This is a genomic window from Mycobacterium sp. NPDC003449 (assembly GCF_053588415.1).
Window position 1 is genome coordinate 14655 of sequence record NZ_JBSFPX010000096.1, and the last position, 10965, is coordinate 25619.

The window sequence follows — 10965 nt, forward strand, 5'->3', positions numbered from 1 at the left end:
AGGCGGTGAACCGATATGTGAGGGAGAAACCGATGTCCAGTCCATTGAGCGGCAAGAGGATCGCGATATTGGCCACCGACGGAGTGGAACGCCGGGAACTGGCCGAGCCCCTTGCGGCGGCACGCGGTGCGGGTGCGCTCGTCGAACTGGTGTCGCTGAAGCCGGGAACCATCGATACCCGAGATCACGACCTCGAACCGGCGGGCGAGTTCGACGTCGACCGCACGGTCGCCGATGCCGCGGTCGGCGCTTTCGACGGGTTGATCGTCCCTGGCGGAACCGTCAACGCCGACCGGCTGCGGATGGACCCGGCGGCCGTCGATTTCGTCCGCGAGTTCGTGCAGTCGGGCAAGCCTGTCGCGGCGATCTGCCACGGTCCGTGGACGCTGGTCGAAGCCGATGTGGTGAAAGGCCGGACGCTGACGTCCTATCCGAGCCTGCGCACCGACTTGCGTAACGCGGGCGCCAATCCGGTCGACCAGGAGCTCGCGGTCGACGGCAACATCGTGACCAGCCGGTCACCCGACGACCTGCCTGCGTTCTGCGCCGCGATCGTGGAGCGGTTCGCGGCCTGAAGCGCCGCCGGGTTCGGGTCCGGTCACCCCGCCGTGCCGGCGCCACGGCGCAGAAAGTCGCCGAGCACGGTGGTCATCTGCGGAATGGCTCGGCGTGAAATCACTTCGTACCCATGGGTGCTCAGAGTCGGCAGGCACAGCAGTGCGGCCTTCGGTGTGAGACCACCGGCCTTGGCATGCGAGGCATCGGACTCGAAAGCTCCGAGCACCGCGGCCTGGGGCCTCAACCCAAGTCGGCCGCCGAGGGCCATCAGGCGATCGGCGACCGACTTGTCATAGACACAGATCGCATCGCTGTAGGCCACGATGGGACCCCCGACGACGGTGGTGCCGTACTCCGGTTCGGTGGGGCCGACCTCGACCGCCAGAGTGAGCTCGGCCGGCAGGGTACGACTGGCATATGCCGCTCCCACCGCGCCGATCTCCTCGTTGGTGGTGAACACGAAATACACGTCGCCGGCGGGAGGCTTTCCGGCCGAACGCAATTCGCCCGCCGTATGCAGCAGCGCCGCGACCGGGGCCCGGTCGTCCATGAAATAGCAACCCAGATAGTCGCCGATCTCGACCAGGGTGCGCTTGCTGCGGTCGATGCATACCCGGGTTCCCGGTCCGATCCCGGCCGTGGCGAGTTCGTCGGTGCCGCGTCCGGTGAAGACGTACACATGAAGCCAGTCCAGCGCACGGTCGCCCTGGTCGGGCTTGGTCTCCCAGATCCGGGGGCTTTCCTTCGTGGTGTGCTCCGATCCCAAAGCCAGCACACCGCACAGGGTTTCGTGATCGCCCAGCAGGGCGACCGGACCGAGCCCGAAGTTCGCCGGGTACATCGTGCCCAGCGGCGTGAGATGCAGCGTGCCATCGGATTCGACCCGCTTGACCAGCATCGAGAGCTCGTCCAGATGGGCCATCACCAGCGTGGGCGGGCCGCCCGCACCTTCCACCACGCCGACCAGGTTGCCCGCCGGGTCGATCCAGGTGCGGTCGGTGACCGGCTCCAACTCGCGGCGGCAGATCTCACGCACCGCGTCCTCCTGGCCGGCCGGGCCGTAGGCCGACAACAACTCCTGCAGTAGTTCGAGATGTCGGCGATCCGGACGGTCGGTATGTGGCATACACCCGCAGATACCCGTTCGGCCTGTGATGCAATCCTGGTCCGGAGGCCGCCGTCAAACGCCGAACCGCCCCCGACAGGTTTGGCCTCGCGGCAGGTGGTTACGCCTCATGCCATGGAACACGAACACGCCCCGATCCTCGACGCATTGGTCGACTACCGCGACCGGCAACGGTACGGCTTCACCCCGCCGGGGCACCGGCAGGGCCGTGGCGTCGATGAACGGGTTCTCGCCGTGCTCGGCCTCGACCCGTTCCGCGCCGACGTCCTCGCCAACGGCGGGCTCGACGACCGGCGCTCCACCGGTGCCTACCTCGCCCACGCCGAAGAGCTGATGGCGGATGCGGTCGGCGCCTCCTACGCCTTCTTCTCGACATGCGGGAGCTCGCTGTCGGTCAAGGCCGCGATGATGGCGGTGGCCGGGGGCGGGGACGGCCTGCTGGTGAGCCGCGACAGTCACAAGTCGATCGTGGCCGGCCTGGTGTTCGGCGGCCTGCAGCCGCGCTGGATCACCCCGCGCTGGGACGCCGACCGGCACTTCTCGCACCCTCCGTCGCCGCAACAGGTCGAGGACGCCTGGCAGCGCCATCCCGGCGCCGACGGGGCCCTGATCGTCAGCCCGAGCCCCTACGGCACCTGCGCCGACATCCGCGGTATCGCCGAGGTGTGCCATCGCCGGGACAAACCGCTCATCGTGGATGAGGCGTGGGGTGCGCACCTGCCGTTCCACACCGACCTGCCGACCTGGGCCATGGACGCCGGCGCCGACATCTGTGTGGTGAGTGTGCACAAGATGGGCATGGGATTCGAGCAGGGGTCGGTCTTCCACGTGCAGGGCGACCTTGTCGACCGCACCCGCCTGACGGCATGCGCCGACCTGTTGATGACCACCAGTCCGAACGTGCTGGTCTACGCCGCCATTGATGGCTGGCGACGTCAGATGGTCCAACGCGGGACCCGACTGCTCGGCGACGCCCTGGACACGGCGGATACGGTCCGCGCCGCGCTCGGACGCCTGCCTCAGGTCTCGGTGATGGAGCAGGAGTTGCTGGGCGTGCAGGCCTCGCACGACCTGGACCGCCTACAGGTGCTCGTCGACGTATCGGCAACCGGCACATCGGGTTACCAAACCGCCGACTGGCTCCGTCAACACTGTGACGTGGACCTGGGGATGGCCGATCACCGCCGCGTGCTGGCCACGATGTCGATGGCCGACGACGCCGACACCGCGATGAGGCTCATCGATGCCTTCGGTGAATGGCGGTCTGCCGCAGACAGTTTCGATACACCGCCGGACATCCAGCTGCCCGAACCGGGGCAACTGCAGTTGGAGACCGTCATGCTCCCGCGCGACGCGTTCTTCGGCGACACCGAGATGGTCTCGGCCGCCGACGCCGTCGGCCGCGTATCGGCCGAGCAGATCACCCCGTATCCGCCGGGAATCCCCGCGGTGGTGCCCGGTGAACGTCTGGACGCCGCGGTGGTCGAGTACCTGCGAACCGGGGTCGATGCGGGGATGAACGTGCCCGATCCCGCCGATCCGACGCTGAAGGAATTCCGCGTGGTGGTCTGAGCCTCAGTCAGTGCGGCGGGTTCGGGGGCAGGCACTGCGACATTGGCGGCGAGCCGATCGGCGTCCTCATGCCGGTAGTCGTTGAACATGTCGATGATCAGCAGAGCGGTGTCACCCATGGGGTGTCAGGTACCCGTATGCGTGCTAAGTCAAGCATTCGCAATGGGTTTCGTGGCGGCATCCGGTGGGTATCCCGACTGGCATGAGGCTAGGTGGCTTGCTTGGAACGCTCGTCCTGATCTGGCTGCTGATCGGAGTTTTCGCGACCTGGCAGCGCGGCTACTTCAACACCGGACCGACCAACTGCGCCGCCGCGGGCAGCATCGCGCTCACAGTCCTGGCCGGGCCGCTCAACTACACGGGTGTCAACCCCAAAGTGGCAGAGTGCAACATTCCCAAACCCACCCAATGATCGCCGGGAACACCCTGGAAACGAGGTCATGATGATTATTTTCGGAGCGATTCTGCTGATCCTCGGGTTGGTGCTGAATATCTACTGGCTCTGGGTGGTCGGCGTCATTCTGCTGGTGATCGGTGCGGTCTTCTGGCTGCTCGGCAGGGTGGGCCGTCCGGTCGGCGGACGACGTGTCTGGTATTGACCGCTGCCGAACGCAATAACCGCCATTTTCGGTGTCCGAACGGCAGTCGGACACCGAAAATCGTTCTACCGTGGATGAAGCAGCCGCAACAGGGCCGGCAGTATGGCGGGAAGGAGTAGCCATGAAAGGTCCGAAGGATCCGGTTGACCACGCCAGGACGACCCGGCCGCACGCCGGTGAGTCGATGAAGGACAACGTGATCATGCCCGCCCTCATCGTCATCGGCCTGTCGCTGGTGTTGTTCGTCGCCTGTTTGTCCGCATTCGCGACCGGCCACCCCGATGTCGGGTTGGCCGTGGGCAGTCTTTCCGCGGCCGGTTTCGTCGTCGGGGGGCTGTGGCTGGCGTTCGAGCACATCAGGGTCAGGCGCATCGAGGAACGCTGGTACGCAGACCATCCGGGTGTGATGCGGCAGCGGCCCAGCAGCTGACCGCCCGATCGGTCAGTCGAGCACGGCTCAGGAGCGGAAGGTCAGCACGAGGACGGCGAAATCGATCGCCAGCAGGGCCAGGGCGACGAGGGGTACCACGATGCCGCGGCGCAGGCGCGCGGTGACGATCGATACCGCTATGGTGACGATCGGTACCACCGGTGCGCCGTAGAAGAGGATCCCGAACCAGAACTCACCCGGCCCCTTGTCGGAGCAGACCGGTTCACCGGTGCAGCCGGCCAGGCTCATCACCGCGGCCATCCCGGTCAGATACACCGCGACGGCCGCAGGCACCGTGAGGATCGCCAATACCCAGTTGACGATGAGCCGCCGGCGCCGTCGGGTGTGGGATGGGCTTTCCGCCGGTTCGATGTCTGACTTGGCCATGGCGTTCGGGTACCCAGTTTCGGCGCGACATCCACGGGTACTCGACCGTCATGACGCGATTCGGATACACCTTGATGACCGAGCAGAGCGGACCCCGCGATCTGGTCGGCTACGCGGTTTCGGCCGAGCGGGCCGGGTTCGACTTCGAGGTGTGCAGCGATCATTACTCACCCTGGTTGGCCACCCAGGGGCATGCGCCGAACGCCTGGCCGGTGTTGGGTGCCGTTGCCCACGCGACGGATTCGGTGCGGCTGTACTCCTATGTGACGTGTCCGACGATCCGCTACCACCCCGCGGTAGTCGCCCAGCAGGCCGCCACCGTACAGATCCTCGCGGACGGCCGGTTCACACTGGGCCTTGGCACCGGGGAGAATCTCAACGAACACGTCGTAGGGCGCGGCTGGCCGACCATTGAGCGGCGCCTGGACATGCTGGCCGAAGCCATCAAGATCATTCGGGAGTTGCTCGGCGGCGATCTGATCGACTTCCGCGGCGAATATTTCGAAGTGGATTCGGCGCGGATCTGGGATCTGCCGGACGAACCGGTGACCATCGGGGTCTCGATGACCGGCGGCAAGGCCGTCGACAAACTCGCGGTGCTGGCCGACCACCTGATCGACGTCGCCCCGGACCGTGCGATCGTCGACGAGTGGCGGGACCGGCGGCACGCCACCGGGGTGTTACCCGAAGGCCGGGTCATCGGACAGATCCCGGTGTGCTGGGACCGGGATCGGGATGCGGCGATCAAACGGGCCCACGACCAGTTCAGATGGTTTGCCGGCGGTTGGTCGGTGAACGCGGATCTGCCGACACCCGCGGGTTTCGCGGCCGCGACACAGTTCGTCAGGCCCGGGGATGTCGAAGCGGCCATACCGTGCGGGCCCGATCTCGATGCCATCGTCGAGTCGGTCGCCCCGTATCGCGACGCGGGCTTCACCGACATCGCGCTGATCCAAATCGGCGGTGAGAACCAGGAAGCGTTCCTCGAAGACGCCGCGAAACCGCTGCTGGCGGCGTTGCGGGCGGAATTGGATTGAGGATCGGGTAGGAGAAAGAGTTGCCGGGCAAAGCGATTGGTGAGCAGACCAGGTTTGGACCCACCGGAATGCGGGCACTACGTCTTGTGCCGTGCCGAAATATGCAGTCCAGCTGCAGAAATGCCGAGAGGAGACGGGAAGTTGCCGAAGACCAGTAAGCAGGGACAGGCCAAGAAGAGCGAACTGCCGAGCACGCTGCAGAAGTCGGATGCCAAGGCGCAGAGGACTTTCGCCAAGGCGCACGACTCGGCGGTCGAATCCTACGGCGAGGGCCGCCGCGCGCATCGGGTCGCCTACGCCGCGCTCAAACACAGCTACGAGCGAGTCGGCGACCACTGGGAGGCCAAGAAGCGCCGAGGCCCGTCCGATGAGCGGGCCCGCAGCGGGGGCCCGAATGCCAGAGGTTCGTCAGCCGAAGGCGTCGACGCGAATGCCAGCAAGAAGCATCTGATGGAGGTGGCTCGCAGACTCGACGTCCGGGGACGCTCGACCATGGACAAACAGGAGCTGGTGTCCGCGATCGAGAAGGCGAACCGCCGGGAGACGCGTAAGCCCTGACCCATGGTCGACACCGATCCCGGGCGTGGTTCGGCAACGGTGACACCGATTGCGGAGAGTATGGTGAGCAAAAAACTGCCTGGAGGTCAGATGCGCCAAGCCGACACACCGGACGTGCGGTCGGTCGAATTGCGTCTCGCGGCAAGAGTGGAAAACCTTGCCCTGCTCAGAACATTGGTCGGTGCCGCGGCCACCTTCGAAGATCTCGACTTCGACGTGATCGCCGATCTGCGGCTCGCGGTCGACGAGGCCTGCACCGCGTTGATCCGGTCCGCGCTTCCGGGGTCCACGCTCATCGTCGTGGTCGACCCACACGACGATGACGTGACCGTGACCGCCTCGACCCGATGCTGGGGCGAGCATGTGGTCGAACCCGGCAGTTTCAGCTGGCACGTCCTGACGTCGCTGGCGCACGAGGTGCGAACCTTCACCGACGGCGAAGCGGCCGACGAGGGCGCGGTCTTCGGCATCTCGTTGACCGCGAGGCGAGCGAGTCTTTTGCGGTGACCTCGGAATACGCGGACGTTCTTGACATGTTTCGCGTGCTGGGCGAGCTTGACGACGACTCGCCGGCATGTGCGGACCAACGTGAACGGATCGTCAGCCGGTGCCTGCCGCTGGCCGACCACATCGCCCGCCGGTTCGAGGGGCGCGGGGAGCCCCGCGAGGATCTGGTTCAGGTCGCCCGAGTCGGTCTGGTCAACGCCGTGAACCGATTCGACCTGGAGACCGGGTCGGATTTCGTGTCCTTCGCCGTCCCGACCATCATGGGCGAGGTACGCAGGCACTTCCGGGACAACAGTTGGTCGGTCAAGGTGCCGCGCAGGCTCAAGGAACTGCATCTACGCCTGGCGTCGGCGACCGCGGAGCTCTCCCAGCGGATGGGGCGGGCGCCGACCGCATCCGAACTCGCCGACGAACTGGGCATCGACCGCCAAGAGGTCGTCGAGGGCCTGATCGCGGGCAGCTCCTACAACACCCTGTCGATCGACAGCGGTAGCGGCAGTGACGAGGAAGCCCCCGCGATCGTCGACTCGCTGGGCGATGTCGACACGGCGCTCGAACGGATCGAGGACCGCGAGACGCTGCGGCCCTTGCTGGACGCACTCCCCGAAAGGGAACGCACCCTGTTGCTGCTGCGCTTCTTCGAATCCCTGACCCAGACTCAGATCGCCGAACGGGTCGGAATCTCACAGATGCACGTGTCGCGTCTGCTGGCAAAGTCGCTAGCGCGGCTGCGTGATCAGTTGCAGTGACCGCGCGGATTTCCCTTCCAGCTCGGTCAGGGCGGTGGACACCGTCGGGTAGGTGGGCAGCACGTCTCCGCTGAGATCCAGCACTCGGTCGACGGCAGAAGAGGCGGTCAGACCCCATGGCACGTTGTCGGCCACACACTCGTCGCCGATGTCCTGCAGAGCCGAGAGTCCCGCGGTGCCGCAGAAGTCGACCCCGGAGAGGTCGAGCACCAACCGGTGGATGTGGGACGCATGTTGTCTCGCGTACGCGGCGAAGTCCGGGGCGGTGGCGGCGTCGAGGTCGCCGTGCACCGTGATCACGGCCGCCGACCGAGGTAGCCAGCTGGTCGCGAAAGTCGCTGTGTGACCGAGTCCCGCTGTCAGCGGAGTGGTCGGTGAGGTGACGGGCATTTCAGTGACTCCATCAGTCGATATACAGGATCCGATCTGTGGCGAATGTGAACGCAAGCGGCGGGAGTTTCACCCGGAAACGTTGAAGACGCCTCGAGTGGCTGTGGACTCAACCTGGCCTGAACGCTACGCCTCCGGATGGCGCAGGACAACCAACCTCGGCCGAACGCGCGATGTCCGACGGGTACAGACTGTTCGTATGACGAACGTCAGGGGGACTGTCGGCGTGGTGCTGGCCGCGGGCGCGGGCACCAGATTCGGCATGCCGAAAGTGCTTGCCGCACAGGGTGCATGGTTGCAGGCCGCGGTAGGTGCGTTGTCCGGCGGTGGCTGCGATGACGTGGTGGTGGTGCTCGGCGCCGCGACCGCCGTCGACGTGCCAGCACCGGCCAGGGCCGTCATCGCCGCCGACTGGGCCGAAGGCCTGTCAGCCTCGCTGCGGGCCGGGATCGGAGCGGCCGGAGCGGCCGAACTGGTGGTGCTGCACCTCGTCGACACCCCCGATGTGGGCGCCGACGTGGTGCGCCGGGTACTGGACGGCACACCGGAATCCGGTCTGGCCCGGGCGGTTTACGCTGGCAGGCCCGGTCACCCGGTGGTGGTCGCGCGTCGGCACTGGCCCTCGCTGCTGGCGTCGCTGCACGGCGACGAGGGGGCCAAGGCGTTCCTGCGCGGCCGTTCCGACGTCGCCGGGGTGGAATGCGGTGATCTGGCGACCGGTGCCGATATCGACGTCAGTTCGAGAACGTGATGCCCAGCATCGCGCCGGCGAAGCGGCGCACCGACACCTCGGCGATGGTCGCGGCGTCGGCATGTCCGGTGCGGGCCCGGCTGTGCAACGTGGGGGCCACCGGATCCAGCACCACCTCGGCGAGCAGTTCACCGGTGGTCGGCTCGCACACCGCCCACGTGTAGCAGGTGTCGGACGCCCACTGCGCCTCCCGGCGGGTGACATAGTCCGGGTCGGTTTCGCCGAGATCGGCCAGCGCGGGCCGATCGTCGATCAGATCGTCGTCGCGCAGCGCACGCAAATACCATGCACCGGCGTTGATCTCCACGGGTTCCACTAGCCGACACCCATCTACAGCAGGCCCAGCTTTTCCACCGCGGCGCGTTCATCGAGCAGCTCGGCCACCGATGCGTCGATGCGGGCCCGGGAGAACCCGTCGATGTCGAGGCCCTCGACGATCTGCCAGGCGCCGTCGACGGCGCGGACCGGCAGCGAGGTCACCACACCCTCGGGAATGCCGTACACGCCGGGGGAGGGGACCCCGACCGAGGTCCAGTCGTCGGGATCGGTGCCGTCGACCCAGTCCCTGACGTGGTCGATCGCGGCGTTGGCCGCCGACGCCGCCGACGACGTGCCCCGCGCCTCGATGATCGCGGTCCCGCGCCTGGCGACCGTGGGAATGAAATCGGTGGTCAGCCATTCGGTGTCGGCGGCGAATTCGGCTCCCGGCCTGCCGTCGACCACGGCGTGGAAGATGTCGGGGTACATGGTGGGGGAATGGTTGCCCCACACCGTCACTCGGGATACGTCGGTCACGTGCACGTCGGCGTGCGTGGCCAGCGCGGCCACCGCCCGGTTGTGGTCGAGCCGGGTCAGCGCGGTGAACCGGTCGGCCGGAATGTCGGGGGCGTGCGACGAGGCGACCAGGGCATTGGTGTTGGCCGGGTTGCCGACCACCACGATCCGGACATCGTCGGCCGCGCCCGAGTTGAGCGCCTTGCCTGCGTCGGCGAAGATCGCGGCGTTGCCGGCCAGCAGATCGGCCCGCTCCATGCCCTTGGAGCGTGGTTTCGCCCGACCAGCAGGGCCACGTCGACGCCGTCGAAGGCGCGCACCGGATCGTCGTGGATCTCGACATCGGCCAGCAGATCGAATGCGCTGTCGACCAGCTCCATCACCACCCCCTCGGCGGCGCGGACCGCCGAGGGCAGTTCGAGCAGACGCAGCGTGACCGGTACGCCGCGGCCGAGCAGCGCGCCCGCGCCGATCCGGAACAGCGCGGCGTAGCCGATCTGGCCGGCCGCGCCGGTGACCGTGACGACCTTGGGTGTATTCATCGGGACTCCTTGAGAATGCAGTCAGGGCTGTGATCCGGTCGGAATCACAGCCCTGAGTGCAATGTCAGCGGTCGGTTATTTGATCTCGGCGATCACGGTGCCCTGGGTGATCGCGGCGCCGGTCTCGACCGCAAGGCCGGTGATGGTGCCGTCCTTGTGGGCGGCGACCGGGTTCTCCATCTTCATGGCTTCCAGCACCACCACCAGATCGCCCGCGGAGACCTCCTGGCCCTCCTCGACGGCGACCTTGACCACGGTGCCCTGCATCGGCGCGGTCACCGAATCACCCGAGGCGGCCGCACCGCCGGCACCGCCGCGCTTACGCGGCTTGGGCTTCTTACGAAGAACACCGCCGGCCGCTCCGGTTGCGCCACCGCCGCCAAGGGCCAGGTCGGCGGGCAGCGACACCTCGAGCCGGCGGCCGCCGACCTCGACGACCACGGTCTGGCGCGGGACGGTGTCCTCCTCGTCGATGGGGTCGCCGCCGGTGAAGGGTTCGACGGTGTTGTTCCATTCGGTTTCGATCCAGCGGGTGTGCACCGAGAAGCTCTCGCCGTCACCGATAAACGCGGGGTCGCTGACCACGGCGCGGTGGAACGGGATGACGGTGGCCAGGCCTTCGACGTGGAATTCGGCCAGGGCGCGCCGTGAGCGGTCCAGGGCCTGTTCGCGGGTGGCGCCGGTGACGATGAGTTTGGACAGCATGGAGTCGAACTGGCCGCCGATCACCGAGCCGGCCTCGACGCCGGAGTCCAGGCGCACACCGGGCCCGGTGGGGATGTCGTAGCGGGTGACCGGGCCGGGGGCGGGCAGGAAGCCGCGGCCGGCGTCCTCGCCGTTGATCCGGAATTCGATCGAGTGCCCGCGGGGGGTGGGGTCCTCGGTGATGTCGAGGGCGTCGCCGTTGGCGATCTTGGATGTCGCGGACCGCATTACGTTGCGACGGCACCGACGCATGGCAGTACTGCCCGTGCCACTGCCCGTC

Annotated in this window: 14 protein-coding genes and 2 pseudogenes; 10 read left to right on the top strand and 6 right to left on the bottom strand. The window is 67.2% G+C overall.

Annotated elements, in window-relative coordinates:
* Positions 1-32: 32 nt before the first annotated feature.
* Positions 33-575, top strand: coding sequence for a type 1 glutamine amidotransferase domain-containing protein (locus ACWDTP_RS22515; RefSeq protein ID WP_450023833.1), 543 nt, complete (start codon positions 33-35; stop codon positions 573-575).
* A gap of 23 nt (positions 576-598) precedes the next feature.
* On the opposite strand, the gene ACWDTP_RS22520 is transcribed toward ACWDTP_RS22515, so the two are convergent.
* Positions 599-1684 carry a M42 family metallopeptidase gene (locus ACWDTP_RS22520; protein WP_450023835.1) on the bottom strand — a complete coding sequence of 362 codons (1086 nt, stop codon included), beginning with the start codon at positions 1682-1684 and terminating at the stop codon, positions 599-601.
* Between the two features lie 114 nt (positions 1685-1798).
* Between ACWDTP_RS22520 and ACWDTP_RS22525 the strand changes: the two genes are divergently transcribed.
* From ACWDTP_RS22525 to usfY, 4 genes are all read left to right on the top strand, one after another.
* Positions 1799-3256 (top strand): aminotransferase class I/II-fold pyridoxal phosphate-dependent enzyme, encoded by a 1458-nt coding sequence (locus ACWDTP_RS22525; RefSeq protein ID WP_450023837.1) that lies wholly within the window; start codon positions 1799-1801, stop codon positions 3254-3256.
* Positions 3257-3458: 202 nt separating this feature from the next.
* A complete protein-coding gene (locus ACWDTP_RS22530) occupies positions 3459-3668 on the top strand; it encodes a hypothetical protein (RefSeq protein ID WP_450023839.1) in 210 nt (69 codons plus the stop codon).
* Between the two features lie 31 nt (positions 3669-3699).
* Positions 3700-3855 carry a DUF6131 family protein gene (locus ACWDTP_RS22535; protein ID WP_450023841.1) on the top strand — a complete coding sequence of 52 codons (156 nt, stop codon included), beginning with the start codon at positions 3700-3702 and terminating at the stop codon, positions 3853-3855.
* A gap of 121 nt (positions 3856-3976) precedes the next feature.
* Complete coding sequence (gene usfY / locus ACWDTP_RS22540) at positions 3977-4285, top strand: protein UsfY (protein ID WP_450023843.1); 309 nt, start codon at positions 3977-3979, stop codon at positions 4283-4285.
* Between the two features lie 27 nt (positions 4286-4312).
* On the opposite strand, the gene ACWDTP_RS22545 is transcribed toward usfY, so the two are convergent.
* A complete protein-coding gene (locus ACWDTP_RS22545; protein WP_450023845.1) occupies positions 4313-4672 on the bottom strand; it encodes a hypothetical protein in 360 nt (119 codons plus the stop codon).
* 50 nt (positions 4673-4722) lie between these two features.
* Between ACWDTP_RS22545 and ACWDTP_RS22550 the strand changes: the two genes are divergently transcribed.
* The 4 genes from ACWDTP_RS22550 (at position 4723) to ACWDTP_RS22565 (ending at position 7523) form a co-directional block, all read left to right on the top strand.
* Positions 4723-5709, top strand: a complete 987-nt coding sequence (locus ACWDTP_RS22550; RefSeq protein WP_450023847.1) for an LLM class F420-dependent oxidoreductase — start codon at positions 4723-4725, stop codon at positions 5707-5709.
* Positions 5710-5850: 141 nt separating this feature from the next.
* Positions 5851-6267 (top strand): ChaB family protein, encoded by a 417-nt coding sequence (locus tag ACWDTP_RS22555; RefSeq protein ID WP_450023849.1) that lies wholly within the window; start codon positions 5851-5853, stop codon positions 6265-6267.
* Positions 6268-6357: 90 nt separating this feature from the next.
* The gene (locus tag ACWDTP_RS22560) at positions 6358-6774 is read left to right on the top strand and encodes an anti-sigma factor (protein ID WP_450023851.1); all 417 of its coding nucleotides are present in this window, start codon (positions 6358-6360) and stop codon (positions 6772-6774) included.
* Between the two features lie 26 nt (positions 6775-6800).
* Positions 6801-7523, top strand: a complete 723-nt coding sequence (locus tag ACWDTP_RS22565; RefSeq protein WP_450023859.1) for a SigB/SigF/SigG family RNA polymerase sigma factor — start codon at positions 6801-6803, stop codon at positions 7521-7523.
* Here the strand turns inward: ACWDTP_RS22565 and ACWDTP_RS22570 are convergent.
* Positions 7494-7913, bottom strand: coding sequence for an STAS domain-containing protein (locus ACWDTP_RS22570; RefSeq protein WP_450023853.1), 420 nt, complete (start codon positions 7911-7913; stop codon positions 7494-7496). The two genes, ACWDTP_RS22565 and ACWDTP_RS22570, sit on opposite strands and share 30 nt — an antisense overlap.
* A 199-nt stretch (positions 7914-8112) precedes the next feature.
* Here ACWDTP_RS22570 and ACWDTP_RS22575 point away from each other — a divergent pair, with 199 nt between their 5' ends.
* Complete coding sequence (locus ACWDTP_RS22575; protein ID WP_450023855.1) at positions 8113-8664, top strand: nucleotidyltransferase family protein; 552 nt, start codon at positions 8113-8115, stop codon at positions 8662-8664.
* On the opposite strand, the gene ACWDTP_RS22580 is transcribed toward ACWDTP_RS22575, so the two are convergent.
* The 3 genes and pseudogenes from ACWDTP_RS22580 to ACWDTP_RS22590 all read right to left on the bottom strand — a co-directional run.
* A complete protein-coding gene (locus ACWDTP_RS22580; protein ID WP_450023857.1) occupies positions 8648-8980 on the bottom strand; it encodes a hypothetical protein in 333 nt (110 codons plus the stop codon). The two genes, ACWDTP_RS22575 and ACWDTP_RS22580, sit on opposite strands and share 17 nt — an antisense overlap.
* Positions 8981-8994: 14 nt before the next feature.
* Positions 8995-9980 (bottom strand): annotated as a pseudogene (locus ACWDTP_RS22585) (malate dehydrogenase).
* Between the two features lie 75 nt (positions 9981-10055).
* Positions 10056-10895: pseudogene (locus tag ACWDTP_RS22590) on the bottom strand (biotin/lipoyl-containing protein); the annotation flags it as partial.
* Between the last annotated feature and the right edge of the window lie 70 nt (positions 10896-10965).